Consider the following 25,407-nt stretch of genomic DNA (forward strand, 5'->3'; position numbering starts at 1 on the left):
CGGGTCGAGGGACCACCGCAGCGCGTGACCTCGCATCTTTGACCGGACCGTACGCCGCCTCCGGCGTACGGCCGCCGAATCCGCGTCCCGCGGAACCGGGGACCCACTTTCCGGGGTGAATCGGACGCCCGCTCATGCGCGTCCGTAGGGCACTTCCAGTCCCGAACCCGTCAGCTAACCCGGTAGGCGGCATGGAAGCAAGGAGTCAACATCCGCATGGCCAAGCTTGCCGAGAACCGCAAGCGCCTCGGACTGGCGCTCGGCGGAGCCGTACTCGCCGCCGTCACCGCCGTCACCGGCACCGCACACGCCTCCACCACCGACCAGGTCGCCCCGCACGAGGCGGCCCAGCACAGCTCCGCCCTGACCTACGGCCTGGACATCTCCCACTACGAGCCGCTGTACGACTGGAGCTCCAGCTCGGCGCAGTTCGGCATCATCAAGGCCACCGAGGGGACCGACTTCGTCGACTCCTCCTTCGCCAGGCACTGGCGGGAGCTCGGCGAGAAGGGCATCGTGCGCGGCGCCTACCACTACGGCCACCCCGCCGACGACCCCATCGCCGACGCCAACCACTTCCTGGCCGCGGTGAACGCCCAGCCCGCCAAGGCCGGTGACCTGCTGGTCCTCGACCTGGAGACGACCGACGGCAAGTCCGTCGCCGAGGTCAACACCTGGGCCAAGGCGTGGCTGTCGTACGTGGAGAACCAGACCGGCACCAAGCCGCTCTTCTACAGCGGCTGGAACTTCGCCGACACCTACGGCCACGGCCTGGCGCAGTACCCGCTCTGGGTCGCCCACTACAGCCGGGCCAAGGGCGCGATCACGCCGCCGGCCGACTGGAAGTCGTGGGCGATCCACCAGTACACGGACGTCCCCATCGACCAGAACGTCTCGGCTCTGACGCCCGACCAGCTCCGCGCCCTGGGCCGCCAGTCCGTCTGACGTCTCGGGCGTGCTACCGGGCGGCGGCCCAGTCGCCGTAGCGAGCCTCGCCGAGCCGCGCCTCCCCCAGCGGCACGAGCGAGTGCTCGCCGAGCTCGCTCCCGAAGTAACGCGCGTGCGGGTCGGTGACCACCTCACGGGGGTCACCGAGCCCCGCCAGCGCCTGCCGGACGAACTCGTCCATCCTGACCCGTTCCGGCCCGGCGACCTCCAGCCGGCCGTTGAGCGGCGTACCCTCCGCGACCTCGCACAGCGCCGCCGCCACGTCGTCCCCGGCGATCGGCTGGAACAGCACCGGCGCGATGCGCACCACTCCCCCGTCGGCGGCCTCGTCCGCGATGCCCTTCACGAACTCGAAGAACTGGGTCGCGTGCACCAGCGAGTACGGGATCCCCGACTTCTCGATCAGCCGCTCCTGCGCGACCTTCGCCCGGAAATATCCGTTATCCGGCATGCGTTCGGTGCCCACGATGGACAACGCGACATGGTGCCCGACCCCCGCCTCAGACTCGGCGGCCAGCAGGTTGCCGGTGGAGGTCTCGAAGAACTCCAGGACGGCGGCCGGTTCGAACGACGGCGCGTTCGACACGTCGACCACCACCTGCGCCCCCTCCAGCGCTTCGGCGAGACCCTCGCCGGTGAGCGTGTTCACCCCGGTGCGCGGCGAGGCCGCCACCGCCTCGTGGCCGTCGCGCGACAGCCTGGTCACCAGCTTCGATCCGATCAGGCCGGTCCCGCCGACCACCACGACCTTCATGACACGCCTCCCCCTCGATCCACCGCATCCTCCCCCCGCCGTCTCCCCCTAAGCCCTCGGGTCGGTAAAGCCGCCCCCTTTCGGTCACAGACCGGAGGGCTGCGCTGTCCTAGCTGGTGACAGGCTCGCTCAGCGCCTGGGGAGGAACCCGATGAGACACGACCACGCCGCCCTGCTCGCGGCCGTCCCGAACCCGTGCCTGGTCATGGCAGGGGACATGACGATCGTGGCGGCCAACCAGCCCTGCCTCGACGCCTGCGGGCGCGAGCAGGACGAGCTGATGGGCATGCCCGTGCTCATCCCGCGCGCCGACGAGCTGCACGAACGGGCCAATGCGGTGCGGCGCTTCACCGCCGACGCCTCCCACGAGGTCCGTACGCCGCTGGCCGCGCTGCGCGTCCAGGTGGAGGCGGCGCGGCGGCACCCGGACGACATCGACGTGACCGACCTGCTCGACCACGTCAGCGACGACCTGGACCGGCTGGAAAACGTCACCACCGACCTGCTCCTGCTGTCCAGGCTCGAAGCCGGTCTCGACGACCGCGAACTGACCGACGTGAACCTGACCGCCCTGGTGGAGTCGGCGTCGGCCGATGTCGGCGACGTGCGGCTCCGCCTGGACCCGACCGTCCTCACGCGCGCCTCCTCCACCTACCTGACCCGCCTCCTGGCCATCCTCCTCGGCGCCACCCGCCACCCGGCGACCGTCACCCTGGACCGCACGGCCGACTACGCGGAACTCCGCCTGACCAGCGACGACCCCTCGGAAACGAGCGACGAGCCGGTCGGCGACCAGGGAGGCTCCGGACTCTGCCTGGCCATCGCCCGCGCCATCACCACCGCCCACCACGGCAGCCTGCACGTCGAGACCCACGGCGCCCACGTCACGCTGCGCCTCCCCCTCCGTGCGGGCCCACGAACCCACCCCAGCATCTGACCGCACCGAACAGAGCAAGGAAGTTCAGCACGTGACCAGTCGTCATCTCGAGAACACCGTCGCGATCGTCACCGGCGCCGGCTCCGGCATCGGCCGGGCCACCGCGATCACCCTGGCCAAGGCGGGCGCGCACGTACTCGCCGTCGGCCGCCGCCCGGCCCCTCTGGAGGAGACCGCCACCCACCACCCCGGCATCGCCGTCCATTCCGCCGACATCACCGCGGACGGCGCCCCGCAGGCCGTGGTGAAGGCCGCCACGGACCGCTGGGGCCACCTCGACGTCCTGGTCAACAACGCCGGCGGCACAGCCATGATGCCGCTGGCGGAGACGGACGCGACGCGCATCGCCAGCCTCCTGGCCCTGAACGTCACCGCCCCGAGCCTCCTGGCCCACGCCGCCCTGCCCTACCTGCGCAGGACCCGCGGCACGATCATCAACATCTCCAGCACGTACGGCCACCGCCCCCTGCCCGGCGCCGCCCACTACGCCGCCTCGAAGGCCGCCATCGAACAGCTGACGAGAAGCTGGGCCCTGGAACTGGCCGCCGACGGCATCCGCGTCAACGCCGTCGCACCGGGCCCCACGGAGAGCGAGGCCCTGACCGCCGCCGGCCTCCCGGAGGAGACCGTCACCCAGATCAAGCAGGACGAGGCCGCCAGCATCCCCCTGGGCCGCCGCGGCGTCCCGGAGGAGGTGGCCACCTGGATCCTCCACCTCGCCGACCCCACCACAACCTGGCTCACCGGCCAGATCCTCGCCGTGGACGGCGGCCTGAACCTCACCTGACCGGCCGAACCGACGAGCAGCCGACGCCCTTCACGGGCGCCGGCTGCTGAGGCGGGCATGGTGGTCGATGGTTCGTGAGTGGACGCGCTAGACGTCGCCTCGTTTGACCTTCTCGATCAGCTGCCGATAGGCGGAGGCCGTGATCACGAGGGGCTGCTGGCCAAGGTTCTTGCTGTCGCGAATGGCGACCATATCGTCATCCAGCAGGCGGACTTCAACGCAATTTCCGTTATGCCCGCAGAAGCTGGACCGCGTCCACTGATCTTGCATGCGGGGAATATTATCGGCCGCCCCACCAGCACCGCTGGCCACTTCAAACCATGGATGCATCACGGTTGTATCTCGAAATGATGGTGCGGCTCGTCTCCTCGTCCAACGCACTCCTGTGGAAATATTCGAACATCTTCTCGAAGTAGATCGAGCGCTGTTCATCCAGCAGGAATTGACTGGTGAGATTGTGGTCGATGTAGACCAGGCACTGCTCGAGGGGGTTGCTCCGGTCCAGATTCAGCAGGGTGAAGGACTCCTCGAACACCCCCCGGGGCCGATCGAGCGGTGCGACCTGGAGCTTCACGTTGGGCAGCAGGGAGAAGTCCACCAGCTGCTGCAATTGTTCCGCCATGACGTCAGGCCCACCGACTGTCCGCATAAGTATGGATTCGTCCATAACGATCCATATGTGCGATGACTCCGGAGGGAGAAAGCGTTTCTGGCGGTTCAGCCGGATGGCGACGCGGTCCTCGACCTGACGCTGCGTCAGCGTGTCGTCGATGTCGCGCCAGCTCTGGATCAGATGCCGCGCGTACGCCTCCGTCTGCAGGACGCCCGGCACCACCCCCACCTCCCACTGCCGGATCGAGTCGGCCACCGCCTCGACTTCGAGAAACGACAGGAACTCCTGCGTCGGCGCGGGATAGGCCCGCCAGGAGTGCGGGGTCTGGGTCTGGCCGGCCAGCGCCAGAAGGCGCTCGCGCTGGACGGCGGAGGCATTGTAGACGTCGAGCAACAATTCGATGTCGCCCTGCGAGACGCTGATGCGGGCGTTCTCGATCCTGGAAATCTTGGAAGGCGACCAGCCGAGCCGGTCCTTGATGTCGTCGCCCGTCAGGGACGCACGTTCACGGAGATGACGCAGCTCCCGCGCCAGAATGCGACGCTGCACGGTGGGCGGAGAAGTGCGATTGACCATATATGTCCCAAAAGTGGCTAATTCCCGGACAGAGCCTTGATCACTCCAGATATTGAGCCACAGAAGTAAGACTGCGTGCAAGATTGCATGCAGACTTACCATACCTCACCATTGGTAGCGGGAGGGGTGCGGATGACCACAGAAATCGCCGACGACGGGGACGCCCTTCAAAAGCCCGTCGCATGTCGGCAGCTCGGCATCCCTGGTTCCGCGAGAAAGAGGGGAGCCTTGCATGTCCCTGGTCCTCAAGGGCGGGTCAAGGCCGGAGCTCAGCTCGACCGGCTTGCCGCGTGGGGTCGCCGCCCCACGGGCACCGATGTGGTGACGCCCAGGGGTGTCTGGCATGTGGAGTGGCAGGAGTTGCATGTCGGCTACCTGCACGATGTCTACCTGGCTCTCGTTCGGCGGGCCGTTCAGCCGAGTGATCACTGGATGGCGGAGTTCCTGCCGCGCTCGGCTTCCATCCTCATCGAGGATCGGGAGCTCGTCGAGGAGTGCGTGCTGGCGCTGGCCTGGGACGAGGAGAGCGGGTGGCGGTTCGGGAGCTTCGTGCGGGGAGACGTGCGCTGCCCGACGCTGCTGAGGCGGCAGCGGTACTTCGGTGGTGACGTGCTGCCCGATCCGGCCGAGGTGGGGGACACGGTGCTGGCCATCGTGGAGCGGCTGCGGCAGCCGCGGCGCTGGTGGTGGGGGCATCACAGGGAGCAGCCCTGGGGGTGGCACTATCCGCCGGCGTACCGGTCGTATCGGGACGTCGACGACGGGTTCGATGATCGGTTGCGGGAGCATCTGCCGCCGGACGTGCCGTATGTGGCGCCGCGCGAGCCGTCCGCCGGGGCCTGAGGGCCGATCTCCGAGGCCCCCTGTGTGGGGCGGGGGGCCTTGACGGGGGTCAGCCGGTCCGTACGCGTTCGCCGGTGCGGCGCAGCAGCACGGCGGCGGCGAGGGCGGCGGCCACCAGCAGGGTTCCCGAGACGCTCAGGCAGAGGCGCATGCCGTCCAGGAACGCGCCCGACACCGCCGTCAGCGCCTGGGCGGTGGCGGGGCCGAGGTCGAGGCCGGCGACTGCGCCGAGGCCGCCTGCGTCGGCGGTGTGCAGGACCTGCTGGGCGGACGCGCCGGTGAGGCCGGCTCCGGTGAGATGGGTCGGCAGGGTGTCGAGGGCGAGTCCCCATGACCAGGCCTAGCAGCATGGAGACGACGTTGACCAGCACCATGCGCAGGCCCGCTTCCAGGGTGCTCAGCTGCTGGACGAGCCCGAAGTAGAGGCTGAGCACGAAGAAGAAGCCGATCAGGGCCGAGGAAGCTGATCAGCACGGCCAGGGTCGAGGCGGTGAAGGCCGGGCTGCGGAACAACGACGGCGGCAGCATGGGGGCGCTGCTGCGCGCCGCTCCACCAGGACGAACGCGGCGCCGCTGAGCACGGCCACCGCCAGCGCCGCCACGGCGAGCGGTTCGCCGTACGAGGTCGCGCACCGGAAGGAGGAAGATCCAGCGCCAGCCGGCGTGTTCGAGCACGACGCCGGCGATCAGTGGCGGCACGGCCATGGCGGCCATCATGCAGGTGGTCCACCAGCCGATGTACGTGCCGCGCCGCCACACGTCCGGCACCGCCTGGCCGATCAGGACGAGGCCCGCCTGGTAGATCTTCTCGCGCCCGTGGACGTCGGCGAACACTCCTGCAGTGAGGATCAGCGCGGCGACCGGCAGGACGAAGGCGTCCTGCATCCACGACAGCTGCGCGGTCGAGCTTCCGACACGTACGGCGCCGCGGAGCCGCCGCAACGGCTGTGACCTGCGGAAACTCCTGTGACGGTCAAAGGACACCAGGAGCAAGGGCCCCAAGTCTGCTCATATGAGCAAATTCCGGCTCAAGTGTTGCATCGAGGTTAATTCCCGACTTACGGTGCGTTACCTACGTCACATACGGAGGCCCCCATGAGTAGATTTCGGCTGCTCACAATCCCTGCACTCCTCCTGATCTCCGCCCTGACCGCCTGCTCGGTGTCGTCCACACCAGGCGGGTCGACGGAAGCGGGCGGCGAGAAGTCCGGCGGCCCGGTCGCCATCGGCTTCAGCCAGGCGACCCAGCAGTCGCCCTTCTACGTCCAGCTCCGCGAGGGCGCCGAGGCCGCCGCCAAGAAGGCGGGCGCCTCGCTCTACTTCGCCGACGCGGGCGGCGACGTCACCAAACAGAACAACGACATCCAGGACCTGATCACCCGCCAGGTGGACGTCCTGCTGGTCAACCCGGTGGACCCCCAGGGCGTGCAGCCCGGGATCGCCGCAGCCAAGGCGGCGGGCGTGCCGGTCGTGACCGTGGACCGGCCGGTGCCCGAGGGCGCGGTCGCCCAGGTCGGGCGGGACAACAAGGCGATGGGCGAGCTCGTCGGCAAGCGGCTCAGCGAGGCGCTCGGCGACAAGGGCGGCAAGGTCATCGAGATCCGCGGCGACGCGGGCGGCGCGGTGGCGCGTGACCGCAGCGCCGGCTTCCACGACGCCGTGAAGGGCAACCCCAACATCAAGATCGTCGAGGGCCCGTACTCGGACTACGTGCGCTCCAAGGCGGTCACCGCGATGCAGGACCTGCTCCAGGTGCACCCCGACGTCGCCGCCGTGTACGCGCACAACGACGACATGGCACTCGGCGCGCTCCAGGTCCTGAAGGAGAACGGCAAGGACAAGGTCCTGGTCGCGGGCGTGGACGGCCTCATGGAGGCGGTCAAGCAGATCCCGGACGGCCAGTACGTGGCCACCGCGCTCAACGACCCGCTCTCCCTCGGCGCCAAGGCCGTCGAGACCGTGCTCAAGGTCAAGAACGGCGAGCAGGTCGAGCCGAACATCGACGCGGGCACCGCGCTCATCGACAAGGGCAACGCGGCCCAGTACATCGGCGACGGCGAGTTCGCCGCGGCACAAGAGAAGTAGGAAAGGCACAACGATGGCGGAAACCATGCAGGCGGCGGTGCTCCACGCGCCCGGCGACATCAGGGTCGAGCAGGTGCCCGTGCCCGAGCCGGGCCCGGACGAGGCGCTCGTACGTGTGGCGGCCTGCGGCGTGTGCGGCTCGGACATCTCGCGCATGCTGCAGCCGGGGATCGCCTATCACTTCCCGATCATCTGCGGGCACGAGTTCTCGGGCCACGTCGTCGGGCTCGGCGCGAACCTGGCCGCCGAGGGCAAGGTCCGCGAGGGCGACCTGGTCACCGTCCCCCCGCTGATCCCGTGCCGCACCTGCGGCCCGTGCACCCAGGGCCACTTCAGCCTGTGCAAGAAGTACGGCTACTTCGGCAGCCGACGCGACGGCGCGTACGCCCAGTACGTGACCGTCCCCGCGGGCAATCTCATGGTGCTGCCCGCGGACCTGGACCCGAGGGCGGCGGCCATGATGGACCCGGCGGCGATCGCGCTGCACGCCCTGTGGCGGACGAACATGCGCGGCGGCCGCCGGGTGGCGGTGGTCGGCGCGGGCCCGATCGGGCTGTTCGCGGTGCAGTGGGCCAGGCTCGCGGGCGCGTCCGAGGTGCTGGCGATCGAGCTGAACGAGCAGAAGGCCGCGATGGCCGCCGAGGCGGGCGCCACCCACACGGCGACCAGCGCGGAGGCTGCGGCCGAGGTGGCCGGCGAGGGCTACGACATCGTCATCGAGTCGGCGGGCGTGCCCGCCACGATCGACCAGGCGGTGGCGCTGGCGGGCCGGCACGGAGAGGCGGTGTTCATCGGCATCCCGCACGACCCGGTGGTGCTGCCGGAGTCCACGTTCAGCTCGTTCCTGCGCCGCGAGGTCACCCTGCACGGGGCGTGGAACTCCTTCTCGGCGCCGTTCCCCGGCGACGAGTGGCGGACGGCGGCGCGCGCGCTGGCCTCCGGCGAGCTGGCCTGGAAGTTCATGATCACCCACGAGCTGGGTCTCGACGCCCTGCCGGAGACCATGGCCGCCCTGGGCGAGCGGTCGATCTTCAGCTCGAAGGTCCTCTTCCTGCCGAACGAGGAGTGAGCATGGCTGCCTTCCTCGCCCTCGACCTGGGGACCGAAGGCGCCCGCGCGGCGGTCTACGGCGACCAGGGGGCGCTGCTCGGGTCGGGCGCCGAGGCGTATCCGACCCGCTTCCCCCGGCCTGGCTGGGCCGAGCAGGATCCGGACGACTGGTGGCGGGCGAGCGTGTCGGCCGCGCGGCAGGCGCTCGCCGCCGCGGGCGGCCCGCCGATCGAGGGGGTCGCGGTGGCGACCACGGCCTCGACGGTGGCCGTGCTGGACGGCCGTGGCCGGCCGCTGCGCCCGGCGCTGCTGTGGATGGACGGCCGCGCCGGCGAGGAGTCGGAGCTGACCGCGCGGACCGGCCACCCGGTCCTGCGGTACGCCGGCGGCAGCGACGCCGTGGAGTGGCTGGTGCCCAAGGCGATGTGGCTGGCCAGGCACGAGCCGGAGACGTACCGGGCGGCGGCCCGCATCGTCGAGGCCGTGGACTACATGGTGTGGCGGCTGACCGGCCGCTGGGCCGGGTCGCGCATGAACGCCGTCTGCAAGAGCAACTACGACCCGCGCGGCGCGGGCTTCCCGCACGACCTGTACGAGCAGCTCGGCGTCGCCGACCTGGCCGCCAAGCTGCCCGACGAGATCGTGCCGGTCGGCGACCCGGTGGGGCCGCTGGCCGAGCCGGCCCGCGCGGAGCTGGGCGTCACGGGCACCGCCACGGTGGTGTCCGGCGGCATCGACGCGCACCTGTCGTTGCTGGCCATCGGCGGCGCCCAGGAGGGCCACGTGTCGATCGTGTGCGGCACGTCCAACGCGTTCGTCACGGAGATCGCCGAGCCGGTGTTCCCGCCCACGGTGTGGGGTCCCTACCCGGACGCGCTGCGCACGGGCCGGTGGCTCGTCGAGGGCGGGCAGGTCAGCGCGGGCTCGGTGCTGGCCTGGGCGGGCGAGAAGCTCATCGGCCGGCCGCGCGCCGAGATCGGCGGCCTGATCGCCGCCGCCACGCGGGTGCCGCCGGTCGAGCACGGCCTGATCGTGCTTGACTACTTCATGGGCAACCGCACCCCGCTGCGCGACCCCCGGCTGCGCGGCGCGGTGCTCGGCCTGACGCTGGCCAGCACGCCCGAGCAGGTCTACCGGGCGGCCGTCGAGGGCGTCGCGTACGGCACCCGCCAGGTCGTCGACTCCTTCACCGACGGCGGCGTCGCGGTGTCGGAGATCTTCCTGTCGGGCGGCATCCAGCACAACGAGCTGTGGCTGCAGACCACCGCCGACGTGCTCGGCCGCCCCGTGCACCTGGTCACCGGCGACAACCTGACGCTGCGGGCCTGCTCGGTGCTGGCCGCGACCGGTTCGGGGCGGCACGCGTCGCTGGCGGAGGCCGCCGCGGAGTACGCGCCCAAGGTGCGCACGGTCGAGCCGGTCGCCGCGCACGCGGCGGCGTACCAGGCCGGTTACGCCGGCTACCGGGAGGCCACGGCCGCGACGACGGGCATCTCCCACCGGCTGAGCGGAGGCCGCCATGAGCGATGACGACCAGCTCTACCAGGTGGCGGTGCGCTACTACGAGTCGGGCGAGACGCAGGAGCAGATCGCCAACGCCATGCACCTGACCCGCTGGAAGGTGGGCAGGATGCTGGCCGAGGCGCGCGAGGTCGGCATCGTCCGCATCGAGGTGCTGCACCCGCGCTCCCGCGTCCGCACGCTGGAGCAGGCGGTCAAGGAGCGGTTCGGGCTGCGCGAGGCCGTCGTGGTGTCGGTCGGCGGCGAGGACGCCGAGCACGCCCGCGACCGGGTCGCCGCGGCGGGCGCCGACCACCTGATGGAGATGCGGCCGGCGCCCCGGCTGATCGGGGTGTCCTGGGGGCGTACGCTCGACCGCCTGGCCGGCGGGCTGACGCCCGGCTGGGCCACGGGCGTGCACGTCGTGCAGATCAACGGCGCGCTCAGCCGATCCCGGGAGCCGACCAGCGCGCACAGCATGGCCAGTTTGATCGCCCACCACGGCGGCGGCACCGCGACGCTGCTGGCGGCACCGGCGATCCTGCAGCAGCAGAGCACCCGTCAGGTGCTGGAGAGCGACAGGGCCGTCGCCGACGTGCTGGCCCTGGCCGCCAAGGCGGACCTGTTCCTGTTCAGCCCGGGCGCCATGGGGAACGACTCGGTGCTGGTCGACTCCGGGCAGATCGACGCGGGCGACCTCGCCGGGCTGGCCGCCGCCGGCGCGGTCGGCGACGTGCTCGGCCGCTTCATCGACGCGGACGGCCGGATCGTCGACCCCGACCTCGACGGCCGCACCCTCGGGCTCTCCCTCGACCTGCTGCGCTCGGCCGCCACGTCGGTCGCGCTGGTCAGCGGCACGGCCAAGCGGGCGGTCTGCCGTGCGGTGGTGACGAGCGGCCTGTGCGACGTGCTGATCACCGACGACCACAACGCCAGACACCTGCTGGAGGCGGCATGAGCGAGACTCCCGAACGCCTGCACATGTCCGGGATCGTCAAGCGGTTCCCCGGCACCGTCGCGCTCGACGGGGTCGAGCTGAGCGTGCGGCCCGGCGAGGTGCACTGCCTGCTCGGCGAGAACGGGGCGGGCAAGAGCACGCTGATGAAGGTCCTGGCGGGCTCGTACCAGCCGGACGAGGGCACGATCCTGCTCGACGGGCAGCCGTACGCGCCCGCCACCCCGCACGCCGGGCTCGCGGCCGGCATCGCGGTCATCTACCAGGAGCTGGACCTGCTGCCCGACCTCACCGTGGCGCAGAACCTGCTGCTCGGCAGGGCACCCAGGCTGGGCCCCTTCGTCCGCAGGGGGCAGCGGGCCAAGCTGGCCCGCGCCGCGCTCGACCGGGTCGGCGCGAACTTCCCGGTGAGCGCGCGGGTCGGCACGCTGCCGATCGCCGCGCAGCAGCTCACCGCCATCGCCAAGGCGCTGACGGCGGACGCCAGGGTCATCGTCATGGACGAGCCGTCGGCGACGCTCGGCGAGAGCGAGCTGGAGGCGGTGTTCGCGGTCATCAGGTCGCTCACCGCCGAGGGCCGCTCGGTCATCTTCATCTCGCACCGCATGGACGAGGTCATGGACATCGGCGACCGGGCCACGGTGCTGCGCGACGGCCGCGCGGTCGGCGTCTACGACCTGGCCTCCACGCGCCCCGACGAGCTGGTCGCCGCCATGATCGGCGAGGCGGGCGGCGAGCTGGTGGGCGCCACCGACCGGGCCGCGCCGCGGGGCGAGCCGCTGCTGAGCGTCGAGCGGGTGCACGTGCCCGGCCTGCTGGACGTGCGCGACCTCGACGTACGGCCCGGCGAGGTCGTCGGGCTGGCCGGGCTCGGCGGCGCCGGCCGTACGACGCTGCTGCGCGCCCTGTTCGGCGACCTGAAGGCCCAGGTGACCGCCACGCTCGGCGGCCGGCCGCTCAAGGTCGCGAGCCCGGCCGCCGCCGTCCGCGCGGGCCTGGCCCTGGTGCCGGAGAGCCGCAAGGAGCAGGGCCTGATGCTGGGCCTGTCGGTCAGCCGCAACGCGGCGATCAGCGCGCTCGGCAAGCCGCCGTGGCTGCTGCCCGGCCGGGCCGGGCAGCGCCTGACCAAGCCGGCGCTCGCCGACCTCGGCGTCAAGGCGTCGGGCCCCGGCCAGCTCGTCGGTCAGCTGTCGGGCGGCAACCAGCAGAAGGTCGTGCTGGCCAAGTGGATCACCCGCGGCGGGATCAGGGTCCTGCTGCTGGACGAGCCCACGCGCGGCCTGGACGTCGGCGCCAAGGCCGACCTCTACCGCCAGGTGCGCCACCTGGCCGACCAGGGCGTGGCCGTGCTGCTCGCCAGCAGCGAGCTCAACGAGCTGACCGCCAACGCCGACCGGATCCAGGTCCTGTACGAGGGCCGCAACGTCGCGCACTTCGACCCCCGGGTCAGCCCGGAGAACGTCATCGCGCACACCGTCATCACAGGAGCCGCACCATGACAGCTTCGCTCGGATCCACGGGTTCGCCGGGATCCACCGCGACCGCAGCCGCCCCCCAGGATGGCGGCGCCCGCCGGCGCCGCGGCGCCGACCTCATCGTCAAGTCCAACCTGCTGCTGGTCTTCCTCGGGCTGTGCGTGGTCGCCTCGCTGCTGGCGCCGCAGTTCCTGACCGGCCGCAACATCGCGAACCTGCTCCAGCAGTCCTCGCTCACCGGGATCGTGGCCATCGGCATGACCATGGTCGTGCTGACCGCCGGCATCGACCTGTCGGTGGGCAGCGTGGCCGCGTTCGGCGGCATGACGGTCGCGATCCTCATCGGGTCGGGGGTGCCGGTGCTGCCGGCGATCCTCATCAGCATCGCGGCAGGCGCGGTGTTCGGCGCGATCATGGGCGGGCTGTCGGCGTACCTGTCGCTGCCGGCGTTCATGACCACGCTGGCCGGGCTGACCGCGATCCGCGGCCTGACGTATCTGCTGACCGACGGCAAGCCCGCGGAGGCCAACGCCTCCGAGGGGTTCCAGCTGCTCGGCGGCGGGTTCATCGGCTACGTGCCGATCGTCGGGATCATCTTCGTGGCGATCACCGTGCTGGCCGCCCTGGTGCTGCGCGGCACCACGTTCGGCGAGTACGTCTACGCCGTCGGCAGCAACAAGGAGGCCGCCCGGCTGTCCGGACTGCCGGTGCGCGGGGTGATCACGACGGTGTTCGCGGTGTCGGGCGCGCTGGCGGCGCTGGCCGGGGTGCTGCTCACCTCGCGGCTGACCGTGGGGCAGCCCACCGCGTTCAACGGGCTGGAGCTGGACGCGATCGCCGCCGTCGTGCTCGGCGGCACCAACCTGTTCGGCGGCCGGGGCGGGGTGTTCGGCACGTTCGTGGCGGTGCTGCTGCTGTCGGTGCTGCGCAACCTGTGCAACCTGCTCGGCCTCGGCTCCTTCTTCCAGATGGTGGTGACCGGCCTCATCCTGCTGGTCGCCCTCGTACTCAACATGCTCATCGAGAGGCGTGGCGCTCGTGCCTGACACCATCCCCGGCTCTTTGCGGGCCTATCTGCACGGTCTGCCGGGCGTCGACGAGGTCGGCGTACAGCGGCGGGCCGCCGGCCTGGCCACCAGGTCGATCAAGACGACGGCCAAGCGGGAGGCCATCGACCTGGCCATCCGCATGGTCGACCTGACCACGCTCGAAGGGGCGGACACCCCCGGCAAGGTGCGGGCGCTGGCCGCCAAGGCCGTGCGCCCCGACCCGGCCGATCCGAGCGCTCCGTCGGTGGCGGCGCTGTGCGTCTACCCCGACATGATCGCCACGGCCGCCGAGGCGCTGGCGGGCACCGGGGTCGGGCTGGCCTCGGTGGCCACCGGCTTCCCCTCCGGGCGTACGTCGCTGGAGGTCAAGCTGGCCGACACCGCCGACGCGGTCGCGGCCGGCGCCACCGAGATCGACATGGTGATCGACCGGGGCGCGTTCCTCGCCGGCGACTACCGCAAGGTGTTCGACGAGATCGTGGCCGTCAAGGAGCAGTGCGGCGACACGCACCTGAAGGTCATCCTGGAGACCGGCGAGCTGGTCACCTACGACAACGTGCGCCGCGCGTCGTGGCTGGCGCTGCACGCCGGGGCCGACTTCATCAAGACCTCGACCGGCAAGGTGTCCCCCGCCGCCACGCTGCCGGTGACGCTGGTGATGCTGGAGGCCGTACGCGACTACCGCGCCGCCACCGGGCGGCAGGCCGGGGTGAAGCCGGCCGGCGGCATCCGCACCACCAAGGACGCCATGCGCTACCTCGTGCTGGTCAAGGAGATCGCCGGGGCCGGCTGGCTGGACCCCGCCTGGTTCAGGCTGGGCGCGTCCTCGCTGCTGAACGACCTGCTCATGCAGCGGACCAAGCTCTCGACCGGGCACTACGCCGGGCCCGACTACTACACCATCGACTAGGGAGAGGCGTGGAGATCTTCGAGTACGCGCCCGCGCCGGAGTCACGTTCCATCGTGTCCATCCGGCCGTCGTACGACCTGTTCATCGACGGCGAGTTCGTCGCGGCCAAGAGCGACGAGCGCATCGTCACCGTCAACCCGGCCGACGAGGAGCCGCTGTCGGAGGTGGCCGCGGCCGGCGAGGCCGACGTGGACCGCGCCTTCGCCGCCGCGCGGCGCGCCTTCGAGCAGGTGTGGGGGCCGCTGCCGGCCGCCGAGCGCGGCAAATACCTGTTCAGGATCGCGCGCATCATCCAGGAGCGTTCCCGCGAGCTGGCCGTGCTGGAGTCGCTCGACAACGGCAAGCCCATCAAGGAGACGCGCGACATCGACCTGCCGCTGGTCGCGCAGCACTTCTTCTACTACGCCGGCTGGGCCGACAAGCTCCGGCACGCCGGGGTCGGCACGAAGCCGCTGGGCGTGGCCGCGCAGGTCATCCCGTGGAACTTCCCCCTGCTCATGCTGGCGTGGAAGGTCGCGCCCGCGCTGGCCACCGGCAACACGGTGGTGCTCAAGCCGGCCGAGACGACGCCGCTGACCGCGCTCGCCTTCGCCGAGATCTGCCAGGAGGCGGGCCTGCCGCCCGGCGTGGTGAACATCGTGACCGGCGCCGGCGACACCGGCCGGGCCGTGGTCGCCCACCCGGGCGCCGACAAGGTGGCCTTCACCGGCTCGACCGAGGTGGGGCGGCAGATCGCCCGCGCCGTGGCGGGCACCCGCAAGCGGCTCACGCTGGAGCTGGGCGGGAAGGGCGCCAACATCGTCTACGACGACGCGGCCATCGACCAGGCCGTCGAGGGCATCGTGTCCGGCATCTTCTTCAACCAGGGCCACGTGTGCTGCGCGGGCTCGCGGCTGCTGGTGCAGGAGTCGATCGCCGAGGAGCTGCTGGAACGGCTGCGCGCCCGCATCGAGCTGCTGCGGCTCGGCGACCCGCTGGACAAGAACACCGACATCGGCGCGATCAACTCGGCCGCGCAGCTCGCCAGGATCCGCGAGCTGACCGCCGCGGGCGAGGCCGAGGGCGCGACCTCGTGGTCGCCGGCCTGCGAGCTGCCCGAGCGCGGCTACTGGTTCCGTCCGACCGTGTTCACCGGGGTCACGCAGGCGCACCGGGTCGCCAGGGAGGAGATCTTCGGCCCGGTGCTGTCGGTGCTCACGTTCCGCACGCCGGAGGAGGCCGTCGCCAAGGCGAACAACACGCCGTACGGGCTGTCGGCCGGCGTCTGGACGGAGAAGGGCTCCCTGATGCTCTGGACCGCGAGCCGGCTGCGCGCCGGCGTCGTGTGGTCCAACACCTTCAACGTGTTCGATCCCGCCAGTCCCTTCGGCGGCTACAAGGAGTCCGGGTACGGCCGCGAGGGCGGGTTGCTCGGATTGGAGGCCTACCTTGGCTGAGACCCCGCCGCGTATCGCGGTGCTCAGGACGTACAAGCTCTATGTCGGCGGCGCGTTCCCGCGCTCGGAATCAGGGAGGTCCTACCCCGTGACGTCGGCGGACGGGTCCCACCTCGCCAACGCCGCGCTGGCCTCGCGCAAGGACGTGCGCGACGCCGTGGTGGCCGCGCGCAAGGCGTTCCCCGGCTGGTCGGGACGTACCGCCTACAACCGGGGGCAGATCCTCTACCGGGTCGCCGAGATGATGGAGGGGCGGCGCGACCAGTTCGCCGCCGAGGTGGCCGCGGCCGAGGGCGTCGGCGCGGACCGCGCGCGGGCGCTGGTGTCGGCGGCCGTGGACCGCTGGGTCTACTACGCGGGCTGGGCCGACAAGATCAGTCAGGTGCTGGGCGGCGCGAACCCGGTGGCGGGGCCGTTCTTCAACCTGTCGGAGCCCGAGCCGACCGGCGTCGTCGGCGTGGTCGCGCCCACCGGCTCGTCGCTGCTCGGGCTGGTCTCGGTGCTCGCCCCGGTGATCACCGCGGGCAACACGGCGGTGCTGGTCGCCGACGAGCGGGCGCCGCTGCCGGCGATCACGCTGGCCGAGGCGCTGGCCACGTCCGACCTGCCGGGCGGCGTGGCGAACGTGCTCACCGGGCGGGTCGCCGAGCTGGGCCTGCCCCTGGCCGGGCACGCGGACGTGAACGCGCTCGACCTCGCGGGCGCCGGTGAGCTGGCGACCGAGCTGGAGGAGCTGGCGGCCACCACGCTCAAGCGGGTGCTGCGGCCCCGGCCGCAGGACGACTGGCACGACGCCGATCCCGGCCTGGACCGCATCAGGCCCTTCGTGGAGACCAAGACGGTCTGGCACCCGATCGGCCGCTGACCCTCGCACGGCCTGGCACACCGCACCTCCCGGGCACGCCTCAGGCCGCGGCGCTCCTGGCGCCGGGGCCGTCGCATGACAGGCGCTGTCCGCTCCTTTGACACAGTGTTGTCACAAAAGCCCTGGCAGCAGGTCCTTTTGCCGGCTTTCGCCGTTAGGGTGACGACCATAGCCCCGGCGTGAGTGAGAGTCAGGGACTGGTGAACCCCGGCGGGGACGCGCGTGACGGCGGCGCACGCCCATGCCCTCCCCTGCGGCGGCGCGCGCCTTCCTGGTGTCGCGCACGTTCCCTCCGGGGTCGCCCATCAAGAGCCCGTCACCAGGTCCGGCCCTCCGGCAGGCCGTCCAGGGCCGGCGCGGACAGGTGCAGCACCTCGTAACGCTCGGTGGCGTCGGCGTCCTGCGCGGAGGTCTCCGCCCACAGCACGAACCGCACGAGCTGCCAGTGATGCGGATCGACGGCCAGCGCCGCGGTGTGCACGCCGTCCTGGCGGGACAGCTCGCGCAGGCGCTCGGCCTCCCGCTCGATGGAGTCCAGGTCGGGTACGGGCGTCAGCCGGCGGGAGGCCGCCCGTGGCGGTGCGGTGCGGGCGGGGCCCGCGTGGCAGGCGACGCCCGTCCAGTGCAGGACGGCGGGGCGGCCGAAGTCGCTGACGATGCCCTGGAAACCGCCGCCCCCGAAGACGAACCGGGCCATCGCCCCGGTGTCGTTCCACAGGTAGAAGGGGGCGTACTGGTTGACCGGCGAGCCGCCGATGCCGCGCTCGCGGATGAGGTACGCCTTCAGGCCCAAGCCCGCGCGGTCGTCGAGGAGGTGACCGCGGTCGGCGACGCGCTTGCGGATGATCGTCATGTCGTAGTCGGCGGGCAGGGTGATCTCGTACTGCTTGGCGTACACGTGAGGGGCCGTCCTTCCATGGTCGGACTATACATACTAGTAGGTACAGCCGCGCCCTGCCGTGATCGTTTCTTTGGGAACAGCGGCGGATATTGACGCTCTTTCACCTGATCTTGCCAGGTGTGGACCATTCATCTGCGGCGTGGCGTTGTCACCGGGCTCGCGTCAACTGTAAGCATCGTACCGGCCTGGCCACCGAGGAGTGCTTTTCCGAAAGGGACGGTAGATGTTCACCCCATTGCGAAAACTGGCGCGACCCGCCACCCACGCCCTCCTCACGGTGGCGTTGGCGGCCACCGCGGCTCCGGCCAGCGCGGACTCAGACCACGACAAGTTCCGTAAACTGCGCAAAATTCATAGCGACCGGGGATTCCACACGACCAGGACCGACGAGGACGGCGGCCGCAACTGCCGCCCGCGTACTTTCTGGCGCATTCATCAGCAGTCGCCGCGCAATTTCTTCATCCCGCGCACCCGGTTCATCGACGGCCCCGGCGGCTCCATCACGGTCTCGGTCACCCGCGAGCACGAGGTGGTCGCCTTCCTGGAGGCCGAGAACGAGAAGGAGAAGACGCTGCGCAAGCAGCGGGACAGGCCGCGGGACGACCAGGGTGCGGACGCGGGGGCCGACGTCGTGATCGACCCCGTGAACGCCCCGGGAGACCCCACCGGGACCGACCCCGCGAACGGCACGGCGACCGACACAGCGGTCAGCACGGGGACCGACACCAAGGCCGTGGTGGAGAGCATCCGCCGGCTCGGCCTACCCCACCTGCAGGAACGGCACAAGGTCTTCAGCGGTCACGACTACACGCGCGAGATCAGCGACGGCATGTACGGCAACATGTGGTACCGCGTGCTCGGCTACCGCATCGGCTGGTCGGCCTGGTCCGTCCTCGCCACCTGCGACCGGCGCAAGGTCTCCTCGGGCATCGCCAACGTGCCGAGCCGGGTGGAGGGCTGGCGCTACTGGGAGACCAAGCACCCCAAGTTCCGCGGCCGGCTGCTGTCGTGGAAGTGAGTTGAGAAACGCCCGGCGGAGCCTCCGCCGGGCGCACACCCCACCCCGTCAGGGGCTCAGCCGCCTCAGTAGTAGAGGGAGAGCAGCCAGTAAGGGCTGTCCCAGTCGCACTTGTACTTCGTGGACTTGCCGTAGGCGACCGCGTACTTGCCGACTTCCACGCACGTGTCGTAGTTCTTGTACGCCTGGTACGGGTGCCAGGAGGCCGCGGAGGCGGGCGCGGCGCTCAGACCCACGGCGGCGACCGCGATGGCGGCCGACATCGTCACTGCTCGGGCGGATGTACGCAGAAAGCTGATCGGACCTCGGTGCGTGCTGGCCATTGTCTGGGGGTCCTCCTTCGCCTGGAGCCCCGTCCCGGGATGGACGGTGGACGGCTCATCGCCAGCCTCTCCCCTCGCGCCACATCGTCACCACACACCCGCCACAACCCTCCGTCCACACCGGGTGGACGCGACGGCGGCGGCATGATCACAATGGCCTCCCCATCCCCGTGCGCGGAGGCACCCCCCATGAAGCGATCCCTGCTGACCAGGTCGTTCGCCCTGGCCGCCCTGCTGATGAGCGTCGCCGTCCCGGCGAGCGCCGGCACCGGCGACCCCACCGACCCGGACCCCGTCTTCAGGCAGGTCACCGACAGGAACGCCCGGCTGTCGCTGCAGACGTACGGCCGTCCCGACGGTGCCGACATGGTGTTCAGGATCTCCGGCAGCGTGTACGCCGACGTGCCGGGCAACGCCCTCGACCCGGCGCTGCGGCACGGGCAGAAGCTGTTCGGCATCGAGGGGTACAACATCCGCCGCCTCTACCGGGAGCCCGGCACCACCCGGCTCCACCAGCTCTCCCGCGAGATCGTCTTCTACACCGACCCGGCGGACCCCACGCGGATCCTGCGCGAGTGGACGAACCCGGTGGACGGGAAGACGTACCCCGTCGTGCCCATCAACAACGACACCGTCAACTTCGGGCCCTTCGACGTCACCCCGTCCTACGCGGGCCCGCCGGTGCGCCGCCTGCACGACGAGACGACGTGGACCAGCGACATCCCCGTACGCACGGACTTCGGCGCCACGCTGGGCGAGCGGTTCGGGCTGACCGGCGGCGTCTACACGGCGCAGGAGATGTTCGACTTCTTCGTGGACGAGCGGGAGGTGGCCGCGCGTACCAGGCCGGGGCGGGTGCCGTCAGGGGCGATGGAGACGAAGATCAGCTGGGCGCGGACGAGCCCGTGGGCGCCGTTCATGTGCCTGGCCGAGAGCGAGGTGCGCGGCGGGCTCACCTACCACGCGCGGAGCTGGTCGCTGGACTCCTACGGCGAGGTCGAGCCGTGGCTGCGCGCCGAGGTCGAGGCGCGCCACCCGCTCTACCGCAGCGCGCCCGGCCAGCCCGGCCCGAGCCAGAACTCCTGGTCGTCCTTCCACGCCAAGCAGCTCGGCGGCGGCGCCACCACCTGGGCCGCCTGGTGCTCGGCGAACGGCCGTTAGCGGCGGCGGCAGATCATCAGCTCCGTCGTGGGGCTCTCCGGCAGGGCGCGGACCAGCCGCCGCTCCGCCAGCGCGAGCAGCCCGCCCGCGACCTCGCCGGTGGTCTCGGTGAGGGTGACCGCCCGCAGCAGGCCGCCCCACAGCTTGCGCCACACCGGGTTGGCGTCGACCTGCGCGTTCATCAGCACGAGCATGGGCACGCGGCGTACGACGTCGAACCCGGCGTCGGCGAGCGCGCCGGTGATCCAGGGGAGCGTGTGGTTGACCTGGTGGTCGCCGCGCTGCTCCTTGCCGTGCAGGAAGTTCTCCGACAGCACGAACGTGCCGCCGGGCCGCAGCGCGTGCGCGACGGAGCGCAGCGCGGAGCGGTAGCGCTCGTCGTCGGTGATGTGGAACAGCATGTCCATGGCCGAAACGGCGTCGAAGGAGGCGGGTTCGAGCGTGTCACCCGGGTCGGCGATGTCGAGCCGGAGGATGTCGGTGCCGGGGAAGCGGGCGCGCAGGCGCTGCGCGGCGGCCTCCGTCAGGTCGGAGCCGGTGACGGACTTCGCGCCGAGCGCCCGCCACTGCCGCAGGTAGAAGCCGGTGCCCGAGCCCACGTCGAGCACGCGTGCGGAGGACAGGTCGAGGCCGAGCGCCGCCACCTCGCGCCGGAACACCTCGCCGCGCACCCGGTACATCCACGTGTTGAACGCCAGCCCGAGCCGCTGGTAGCCGACGCCGCTCTCCGTCCAGTCGGCGTGCAGGCGCTGCTCCCAGAAGTCCTTCAGTTCGGCGTGCTGTTTCATGGAGTGACGCTCCCGGGTGGAGGGGGTGCGGCCGATCCGGCCTGTACGGTTCACAGCGTCATGCCACGTACGGCCGGGTCCGAAACGTGTGATCTTTCCCGCCGGGCGCTATCCGGCGAGCGCGGCGTCCAGCACTTTCTCGAAATGCACGGTGACGCCTCTCCCCCGATGATGACGAATCTCCACCCGGTCCGTCAGCGCGTGAATCAGGTGCAGGCCGCGCCCGCCCTCCGCGTCGGGCGGCGCGCCTTCCCCGAAGTCCTCGATGGCGAACCCCGAGCCGTGATCGGTCACCTCCACCACGCACCGATCGCGGTGCAGTGCCGCGTCCACCTGGTAGTCCCGCTCGGCGTCCGAGTGGCGCACGGCGTTCGCGCACGCCTCGGTGAGCGCCAGCCCTATGTCGTGGCGGGCGTCACGGGGGACCCCGCACCGCTTCAACGCGACGTCCAGCACATTGCGCGTCAGCGAAACAGAGGCGTTCTCCAGGGGGATCGACAGTGCCATTCCCAGTTCCATACCATCACCTCCCGACCGATTACCATCCCATGCCCTACACAACCCTTGACAAACAGTTTCCTAGGCATTAATGGGGAATGCTTCCCCCCATCAGCTGGTGATCGTCACGTCGCGCAGCAGGAAGTAGCCGACCGAATCCGCCTGCATGTAGAGGTGGAACTTGTCGGCCTTCGACTGGGCCGTTCTGTCCGCGGTGACGATGGTGACCACCACGTAGTTCTTGGCCGGGCTGGTCCTGATCTTGCCGTACTCGAAGGTGCGCAGGGCCATGTCCCTGCGGATGTTGACGGCGTCGGTGGTGAGCTTGGTGATGCGGGTGGCCGCGTTCCTGGCCGCCTTGTCCGACGGGAACTCCAGCATGACCTGCACCGCCTTGAGGTGGCCGCGGTAGGCGGAGTAGGCGACCTGGATGGCGCGGCGGCAGTCGTTCTTGGCCAGGAGGCCCTGGGCGTCCACGGGCTCGCAGGTCTCGTAGGTCCAGCCGCCGACCTTGTTCGCGTCGAACTTCACGCCCGACAGGTTGAACTTCCAGTCGTCGAACTCGGTGTGGGCGATCGGTGAGCCGGGCTGGGCGGCCGAGCTGGATGACGTACTGGGAGACGTGCTGGGAGACGTGCTGGGGGACGGCTCTTCTGCGGGGTCCGGCGGCTTGCCCGTCGCCTTCGTCTTGGGGTTGTCGCCGGCCTCCGCCTCGGCCGGTTCGTCCGAGGGTGAGGGCGCTTCGACAGGGGCTGATGTGCCGCTGCCGTCCGGGAGGGCCGCGGGCGTGCTGCCCGAGGCTTTAAGGTAGGAGACGGCGCCGACCGTACCGCCGCCCAGGAGGACGACGCCCAGGGCGGCCGAGAGGGCGATGATCATGGTTTTGCCGCGCTTCGGCGGGCGGTCGAAGGGGCCGGCGGTCAGGTCGTAGGGCTCCTGGGGCGGCTGCTGACCATAGGGACCGTAGGGGGTCTGGCGTCCGTAGGGGTCGCCGTAGACTCCGTACGGGTCCTGGTCCCCGTAGGGGGCGGGGCGGCTGTATAAGCCCTGGTCGCCATACGGGTCAGGGCGGCCGTACAGGTCCTGGCCGTACGCGTCCTGGGGGCCGTACGAGTCCTGGCCGTACGAGTCCTGGCCGTACGAGTCCTGAGAGACGTATGGGTCCGGCGCGTCAGGGTGGTCGTCCGGGGGGCCGGGCTGGCTGTGGCGGCCCGGTGGTGCGCCGCCAAAGCCGGGTGGCGGGCTGCCCTGCCGCGGGTGCGGCCCGCTCTCCCTGCGGCCCGGGCTCCGCACGCGTTCCCCGGCGAGCGGTCCATGACTGGGCCACTGGCTCTCCGGCTCGGGGTCCGGCTGGGGCTGGGATGCCGGGGCCGGGCGGCTCCGGGGCGTGGGGCCTGGCTGCTCGTACGGGGCGCGGCCGTAGTCCCGCCATCCCTGCTTAGGCTTCCCATGCGTGTACGGACCGAACGGGTCCGGCGCTGAAGGGTGAGTCATTGCCCCATTGTGTGGCGACATTTCGACGTTTCCCCCGGTCCACGGCCATATGGCATGAGAGTGAACCGGCCCCGCGCACCGCCACGTACTAGAGCAAAGGCTTCAGTACCGGCGGACGGCCGCCGCGGCGTCGTTGCCGCGGCGGCCGCGCCGCCCGGTCAGCACTCCGGCCGCGACGTCGTCGAGCACGGGCGTCCTCCTCCCCTCCCATGGAGGACGGTTCCGTGCTCGCCGCGTGTCGTGGCCGGAGGCCGTTCGAGGGGCTCACTTCGACAGGTAGAGGGTCTTCCAGGTGCCGGCGTACAGGCAGGTGAGTGACGGCTTCTTGGCCTTCGGCTCGGAGCAGACCTTGAGCTCGACCTGGTAGACGTCGCGGTAGCGGAGCGAGAAGTGCTTCGGGCTGCCGTAGCTGCAGTCGCGGACCCACCGCTCGCGGAAGGGCAGCTCGTTGCCCGAGCGGTACGTGATGCGGAGGACGGCCCAGCCGCACGAGGAGCGGCGGGTGTTGTCGTAGACCTTGCCGGTGATGCGGACGGAGTCGGCCGTGGGCAGGTCGGCGTGGTCCTCGCCGGTGGCGGTCAGGGTGCCCCACGCCTTTGCGGCGCGCCTGGGCGCGTAGTACGTGCCCCACGACTTGGCGGGGGCGGCGAGCTCGGTCGTCTCGGCGGGGGTGGTGGCGGCGTGGGCGGCGGGGGCGAGGGCGGCCGCGGTGGCGACGGTGGCGAGGGTGGCGGCGGCTAAGGCGAGCGTACGGGGGAGCGTCATCGGGGCCGTCCTTTTTGCTGTGCTGTTCAGCGGATGGCCTTACTGTGCGATGGAGTGATTTCAAGTGGCTTGCCGGAAGTGTCGTCCGATTTCAGGTGGCTTGCCACGCCTCTTGCAGATCGCTTGACGGCTCCCGCGGCGGCGGGTTCCGGTCATGCGGGACCCGGCGATTTGGGCCCGGCGGGGTCGATGCACTATGACACTAGGAAGCGGGCTGTCACCGCGACTGATCGGGGGATCACGCGCATTGCCCGGCCGGCGGGGGGTTCCGGCACCGACATGACGACTTTGATGGGGAATGTGACGTGAGCAGTCCACACCAGGACGAGCCGGAGACAGGAACACACGCCGTCGATACGGCCGCGGTCGATGCGGCTGCGGTCGATGCGGCTGCGGTCGATGCGGCGGCTGCGCGGCTGGCCGGCATCGTGGCGACGACGCCGCTGGAGCGCAGCCCGCGCCTGTCCGAGGTGACCGGCGCCGAGATCTGGCTCAAGCGGGAAGACCTGCAGACCGTGCGCTCCTACAAGGTGCGCGGCGCGTTCAACCTCATCGCGCAGCTCGGCGACGCGGCGCGGGCGGCCGGGGTGGTGGCCGCGAGCGCGGGCAACCACGCCCAGGGCGTCGCGTACGCGTGCTCCGCGCTCGGCGTGCGCGGCCGGGTCTACCTGCCGCGCATGACGCCCAGGCAGAAGCGCGACCGCATCGCCGCGCTGGGCGGCGAGATGATCGAGATCGTGCTGGGCGGCGAGACGTACGACGAGGCGTCCGCCGCCGCGAAGGCCGACGCGCAGGCCACCGGCGCGACGCTGGTGCCGGCGTTCGACGACGTCAGGACGATCGCCGGGCAGGGCACGGTGCTGCGCGAGGCGGTCGAGCAGCTCGGCCGGGCGCCCGACGTGGTCGTGGTGCCGGTGGGCGGCGGCGGGCTGCTGGCCGGTTCGCTGGCCTGGGTGCGCGAGCGGCATCCCGGCACCCGCGTCATCGGCGTCGAGCCGGCCGGGGCCGCCTGCGTGGCCGCCGCCGTGTCCGCCGGTGGGCCGGTCACGCTGGACGCGATCGACACGTTCGTCGACGGCGCCGCCGTACGCCGGGCGGGCGACGTCACGTACCCGCTGATCGCGGGCTCCGGCGTGGACCTGGTGGCCGTCCCCGAGGGCCAGGTGTGCAGCGAGATGCTCGCGCTCTACCAGATCGACGGCATCATCGCCGAGCCGGCGGGCGCGCTCGCCACCGCCGTGCTGCGCTCCCCCGCCGTGACCGGCATCCCGGCCGGCGCCACCGTGGTGTGCGTGCTGTCCGGCGGCAACAACGACGTCAGCCGCTACGCCGAGGTCGTCGAGCGCGCCCTGGTCCACGAGGAGCGCAAGCACTACTTCCTGGTGGAGTTCCCGCAGGAGCCCGGCGCGCTGCGCCGCTTCCTCGACGAGGTGCTCGGCCCCAACGACGACATCACTCTGTTCGAGTACGTCAAGCGCAACAACCGCGAGACCGGCCCCGCGCTGGTCGGCATCGAGCTGTCCAGCCCCGACGACCTGCCCGCGCTGCTCAAGCGCATGGAGGCCGCCCCGCACCGCATCGAGCAGATCGACCCGTCGAGCCCGCTCTTCCGCTTCGTCACGTGACCATTGATCGGAGCGGTTCCGGGCAGACACGTGGTGACGGGGGGCGAGGGC

At 71.1% G+C, this 25,407-nt stretch carries 27 protein-coding genes and 1 riboswitch; of the genes, 17 read left to right on the forward strand and 10 right to left on the reverse strand.

Annotation, left to right across the window (positions count from 1 at the left end):
* The first annotated feature begins 62 nt into the window (after window positions 1-62).
* Window positions 63-204, forward strand: a riboswitch (cyclic di-AMP (ydaO/yuaA leader).
* Window positions 205-216: 12 nt separating this feature from the next.
* On the forward strand, window positions 217-945 hold the full coding sequence (locus tag ACFFR3_RS29785; RefSeq protein ID WP_345385627.1) for a glycoside hydrolase family 25 protein: 729 nt from the start codon (window positions 217-219) through the stop codon (window positions 943-945).
* 13 nt (window positions 946-958) lie between these two features.
* Here ACFFR3_RS29785 and ACFFR3_RS29790 read toward each other — a convergent pair whose 3' ends face one another.
* Window positions 959-1,702 (reverse strand): SDR family oxidoreductase, encoded by a 744-nt coding sequence (locus ACFFR3_RS29790; RefSeq protein WP_364378558.1) that lies wholly within the window; start codon window positions 1,700-1,702, stop codon window positions 959-961.
* A gap of 151 nt (window positions 1,703-1,853) precedes the next feature.
* Here ACFFR3_RS29790 and ACFFR3_RS29795 point away from each other — a divergent pair, with 151 nt between their 5' ends.
* Window positions 1,854-2,639: a sensor histidine kinase gene (locus ACFFR3_RS29795; RefSeq protein WP_345385631.1), complete on the forward strand. Its 786-nt coding sequence runs from the start codon at window positions 1,854-1,856 to the stop codon at window positions 2,637-2,639.
* Between the two features lie 31 nt (window positions 2,640-2,670).
* The gene (locus ACFFR3_RS29800; protein ID WP_379484217.1) at window positions 2,671-3,426 is read left to right on the forward strand and encodes an SDR family NAD(P)-dependent oxidoreductase; all 756 of its coding nucleotides are present in this window, start codon (window positions 2,671-2,673) and stop codon (window positions 3,424-3,426) included.
* An 87-nt stretch (window positions 3,427-3,513) separates the two neighbouring features.
* Here ACFFR3_RS29800 and ACFFR3_RS29805 read toward each other — a convergent pair whose 3' ends face one another.
* On the reverse strand, window positions 3,514-3,696 hold the full coding sequence (locus ACFFR3_RS29805; RefSeq protein ID WP_345385633.1) for a DUF397 domain-containing protein: 183 nt from the start codon (window positions 3,694-3,696) through the stop codon (window positions 3,514-3,516).
* A gap of 43 nt (window positions 3,697-3,739) precedes the next feature.
* A complete protein-coding gene (locus ACFFR3_RS29810) occupies window positions 3,740-4,615 on the reverse strand; it encodes a helix-turn-helix domain-containing protein (protein WP_364378549.1) in 876 nt (291 codons plus the stop codon).
* 345 nt (window positions 4,616-4,960) lie between these two features.
* Between ACFFR3_RS29810 and ACFFR3_RS29815 the strand changes: the two genes are divergently transcribed.
* Window positions 4,961-5,458, forward strand: coding sequence for a DUF6292 family protein (locus ACFFR3_RS29815; RefSeq protein WP_364378546.1), 498 nt, complete (start codon window positions 4,961-4,963; stop codon window positions 5,456-5,458).
* A gap of 49 nt (window positions 5,459-5,507) precedes the next feature.
* Here ACFFR3_RS29815 and ACFFR3_RS29820 read toward each other — a convergent pair whose 3' ends face one another.
* Entirely contained in the window at window positions 5,508-5,633 is a 126-nt protein-coding gene (locus ACFFR3_RS29820; RefSeq protein ID WP_345385641.1) for a hypothetical protein, read from the reverse strand.
* A gap of 488 nt (window positions 5,634-6,121) precedes the next feature.
* On the opposite strand from ACFFR3_RS29820, the gene ACFFR3_RS29825 reads away from it, so the two are divergent.
* The 10 genes from ACFFR3_RS29825 (at window position 6,122) to ACFFR3_RS29870 (ending at window position 16,783) form a co-directional block, all read left to right on the forward strand.
* Complete coding sequence (locus ACFFR3_RS29825; protein ID WP_379484218.1) at window positions 6,122-6,409, forward strand: hypothetical protein; 288 nt, start codon at window positions 6,122-6,124, stop codon at window positions 6,407-6,409.
* 144 nt (window positions 6,410-6,553) lie between these two features.
* Complete coding sequence (locus ACFFR3_RS29830; RefSeq protein ID WP_345385645.1) at window positions 6,554-7,543, forward strand: substrate-binding domain-containing protein; 990 nt, start codon at window positions 6,554-6,556, stop codon at window positions 7,541-7,543.
* Between the two features lie 13 nt (window positions 7,544-7,556).
* Window positions 7,557-8,612: a galactitol-1-phosphate 5-dehydrogenase gene (locus tag ACFFR3_RS29835; protein WP_345385647.1), complete on the forward strand. Its 1,056-nt coding sequence runs from the start codon at window positions 7,557-7,559 to the stop codon at window positions 8,610-8,612.
* A gap of 2 nt (window positions 8,613-8,614) precedes the next feature.
* Window positions 8,615-10,123: an FGGY-family carbohydrate kinase gene (locus ACFFR3_RS29840; protein ID WP_345385649.1), complete on the forward strand. Its 1,509-nt coding sequence runs from the start codon at window positions 8,615-8,617 to the stop codon at window positions 10,121-10,123.
* Entirely contained in the window at window positions 10,113-11,051 is a 939-nt protein-coding gene (locus ACFFR3_RS29845) for a sugar-binding transcriptional regulator (protein WP_345385651.1), read from the forward strand. The genes ACFFR3_RS29840 and ACFFR3_RS29845 overlap by 11 nt, the downstream gene beginning before the upstream one ends.
* Window positions 11,048-12,547: a sugar ABC transporter ATP-binding protein gene (locus tag ACFFR3_RS29850; RefSeq protein ID WP_379484219.1), complete on the forward strand. Its 1,500-nt coding sequence runs from the start codon at window positions 11,048-11,050 to the stop codon at window positions 12,545-12,547. Before ACFFR3_RS29845 ends, ACFFR3_RS29850 begins: the two co-directional genes overlap by 4 nt.
* Entirely contained in the window at window positions 12,544-13,569 is a 1,026-nt protein-coding gene (locus ACFFR3_RS29855; RefSeq protein ID WP_345385659.1) for an ABC transporter permease, read from the forward strand. The genes ACFFR3_RS29850 and ACFFR3_RS29855 overlap by 4 nt, the downstream gene beginning before the upstream one ends.
* A complete protein-coding gene (gene deoC / locus ACFFR3_RS29860) occupies window positions 13,562-14,482 on the forward strand; it encodes a deoxyribose-phosphate aldolase (RefSeq protein WP_364378533.1) in 921 nt (306 codons plus the stop codon). The genes ACFFR3_RS29855 and deoC overlap by 8 nt, the downstream gene beginning before the upstream one ends.
* Window positions 14,483-14,496: 14 nt before the next feature.
* Window positions 14,497-15,918 carry an aldehyde dehydrogenase family protein gene (locus ACFFR3_RS29865; protein ID WP_355430127.1) on the forward strand — a complete coding sequence of 474 codons (1,422 nt, stop codon included), beginning with the start codon at window positions 14,497-14,499 and terminating at the stop codon, window positions 15,916-15,918.
* Window positions 15,911-16,783 (forward strand): aldehyde dehydrogenase family protein, encoded by an 873-nt coding sequence (locus ACFFR3_RS29870; RefSeq protein ID WP_379484220.1) that lies wholly within the window; start codon window positions 15,911-15,913, stop codon window positions 16,781-16,783. The genes ACFFR3_RS29865 and ACFFR3_RS29870 overlap by 8 nt, the downstream gene beginning before the upstream one ends.
* A gap of 316 nt (window positions 16,784-17,099) precedes the next feature.
* Here ACFFR3_RS29870 and ACFFR3_RS29875 read toward each other — a convergent pair whose 3' ends face one another.
* Window positions 17,100-17,681, reverse strand: coding sequence for a DUF4865 family protein (locus ACFFR3_RS29875; RefSeq protein WP_379484221.1), 582 nt, complete (start codon window positions 17,679-17,681; stop codon window positions 17,100-17,102).
* Between the two features lie 226 nt (window positions 17,682-17,907).
* Between ACFFR3_RS29875 and ACFFR3_RS29880 the strand changes: the two genes are divergently transcribed.
* On the forward strand, window positions 17,908-18,702 hold the full coding sequence (locus ACFFR3_RS29880; protein WP_364378524.1) for a hypothetical protein: 795 nt from the start codon (window positions 17,908-17,910) through the stop codon (window positions 18,700-18,702).
* 65 nt (window positions 18,703-18,767) lie between these two features.
* On the opposite strand, the gene ACFFR3_RS29885 is transcribed toward ACFFR3_RS29880, so the two are convergent.
* Window positions 18,768-18,965 carry a hypothetical protein gene (locus ACFFR3_RS29885; RefSeq protein ID WP_345385667.1) on the reverse strand — a complete coding sequence of 66 codons (198 nt, stop codon included), beginning with the start codon at window positions 18,963-18,965 and terminating at the stop codon, window positions 18,768-18,770.
* Window positions 18,966-19,214: 249 nt separating this feature from the next.
* Here ACFFR3_RS29885 and ACFFR3_RS29890 point away from each other — a divergent pair, with 249 nt between their 5' ends.
* Window positions 19,215-20,186: a DUF1838 family protein gene (locus ACFFR3_RS29890; protein WP_345385669.1), complete on the forward strand. Its 972-nt coding sequence runs from the start codon at window positions 19,215-19,217 to the stop codon at window positions 20,184-20,186.
* Here ACFFR3_RS29890 and ACFFR3_RS29895 read toward each other — a convergent pair.
* From ACFFR3_RS29895 to ACFFR3_RS29910, 4 genes are all read right to left on the reverse strand, one after another.
* Window positions 20,183-20,974, reverse strand: coding sequence for a class I SAM-dependent methyltransferase (locus ACFFR3_RS29895; protein ID WP_345385671.1), 792 nt, complete (start codon window positions 20,972-20,974; stop codon window positions 20,183-20,185). The genes ACFFR3_RS29890 and ACFFR3_RS29895 overlap by 4 nt on opposite strands.
* Before the next feature lie 108 nt (window positions 20,975-21,082).
* Entirely contained in the window at window positions 21,083-21,493 is a 411-nt protein-coding gene (locus ACFFR3_RS29900) for an ATP-binding protein (RefSeq protein WP_364378516.1), read from the reverse strand.
* A gap of 90 nt (window positions 21,494-21,583) precedes the next feature.
* Window positions 21,584-22,765 (reverse strand): hypothetical protein, encoded by a 1,182-nt coding sequence (locus ACFFR3_RS29905; protein WP_379484222.1) that lies wholly within the window; start codon window positions 22,763-22,765, stop codon window positions 21,584-21,586.
* A 465-nt stretch (window positions 22,766-23,230) separates the two neighbouring features.
* Window positions 23,231-23,731 (reverse strand): hypothetical protein, encoded by a 501-nt coding sequence (locus ACFFR3_RS29910; protein ID WP_364378511.1) that lies wholly within the window; start codon window positions 23,729-23,731, stop codon window positions 23,231-23,233.
* A gap of 305 nt (window positions 23,732-24,036) precedes the next feature.
* On the opposite strand from ACFFR3_RS29910, the gene ilvA reads away from it, so the two are divergent.
* Complete coding sequence (gene ilvA / locus ACFFR3_RS29915) at window positions 24,037-25,356, forward strand: threonine ammonia-lyase IlvA (RefSeq protein WP_345385681.1); 1,320 nt, start codon at window positions 24,037-24,039, stop codon at window positions 25,354-25,356.
* Window positions 25,357-25,407: the final 51 nt, after the last annotated feature.

Source organism: Nonomuraea salmonea, assembly GCF_042428605.1.
In the GTDB taxonomy this organism is placed as follows: Bacteria; Actinomycetota; Actinomycetes; order Streptosporangiales; family Streptosporangiaceae; genus Nonomuraea; species Nonomuraea salmonea.

What these genes read in the sequence shown, in the direction of transcription:
- ACFFR3_RS29785 (WP_345385627.1), top strand. Translation starts at nt 217, where the DNA reads ATGGCCAAGCTTGCCGAGAACCGCAAGCGCCTCGGACTGGCGCTCGGC.
- ACFFR3_RS29790 (WP_364378558.1), bottom strand. Translation starts at nt 1,702, where the DNA reads ATGAAGGTCGTGGTGGTCGGCGGGACCGGCCTGATCGGATCGAAGCTG.
- ACFFR3_RS29795 (WP_345385631.1), top strand. Translation starts at nt 1,854, where the DNA reads ATGAGACACGACCACGCCGCCCTGCTCGCGGCCGTCCCGAACCCGTGC.
- ACFFR3_RS29805 (WP_345385633.1), bottom strand. Translation starts at nt 3,696, where the DNA reads ATGCAAGATCAGTGGACGCGGTCCAGCTTCTGCGGGCATAACGGAAAT.
- ACFFR3_RS29810 (WP_364378549.1), bottom strand. Translation starts at nt 4,615, where the DNA reads ATGGTCAATCGCACTTCTCCGCCCACCGTGCAGCGTCGCATTCTGGCG.
- ACFFR3_RS29830 (WP_345385645.1), top strand. Translation starts at nt 6,554, where the DNA reads ATGAGTAGATTTCGGCTGCTCACAATCCCTGCACTCCTCCTGATCTCC.
- ACFFR3_RS29835 (WP_345385647.1), top strand. Translation starts at nt 7,557, where the DNA reads ATGGCGGAAACCATGCAGGCGGCGGTGCTCCACGCGCCCGGCGACATC.
- ACFFR3_RS29840 (WP_345385649.1), top strand. Translation starts at nt 8,615, where the DNA reads ATGGCTGCCTTCCTCGCCCTCGACCTGGGGACCGAAGGCGCCCGCGCG.
- ACFFR3_RS29845 (WP_345385651.1), top strand. Translation starts at nt 10,113, where the DNA reads ATGAGCGATGACGACCAGCTCTACCAGGTGGCGGTGCGCTACTACGAG.
- ACFFR3_RS29850 (WP_379484219.1), top strand. Translation starts at nt 11,048, where the DNA reads ATGAGCGAGACTCCCGAACGCCTGCACATGTCCGGGATCGTCAAGCGG.
- ACFFR3_RS29855 (WP_345385659.1), top strand. Translation starts at nt 12,544, where the DNA reads ATGACAGCTTCGCTCGGATCCACGGGTTCGCCGGGATCCACCGCGACC.
- ACFFR3_RS29880 (WP_364378524.1), top strand. Translation starts at nt 17,908, where the DNA reads ATGTTCACCCCATTGCGAAAACTGGCGCGACCCGCCACCCACGCCCTC.
- ACFFR3_RS29885 (WP_345385667.1), bottom strand. Translation starts at nt 18,965, where the DNA reads ATGTCGGCCGCCATCGCGGTCGCCGCCGTGGGTCTGAGCGCCGCGCCC.
- ACFFR3_RS29890 (WP_345385669.1), top strand. Translation starts at nt 19,215, where the DNA reads ATGAAGCGATCCCTGCTGACCAGGTCGTTCGCCCTGGCCGCCCTGCTG.
- ACFFR3_RS29895 (WP_345385671.1), bottom strand. Translation starts at nt 20,974, where the DNA reads ATGAAACAGCACGCCGAACTGAAGGACTTCTGGGAGCAGCGCCTGCAC.
- ACFFR3_RS29900 (WP_364378516.1), bottom strand. Translation starts at nt 21,493, where the DNA reads ATGGAACTGGGAATGGCACTGTCGATCCCCCTGGAGAACGCCTCTGTT.
- ACFFR3_RS29910 (WP_364378511.1), bottom strand. Translation starts at nt 23,731, where the DNA reads ATGACGCTCCCCCGTACGCTCGCCTTAGCCGCCGCCACCCTCGCCACC.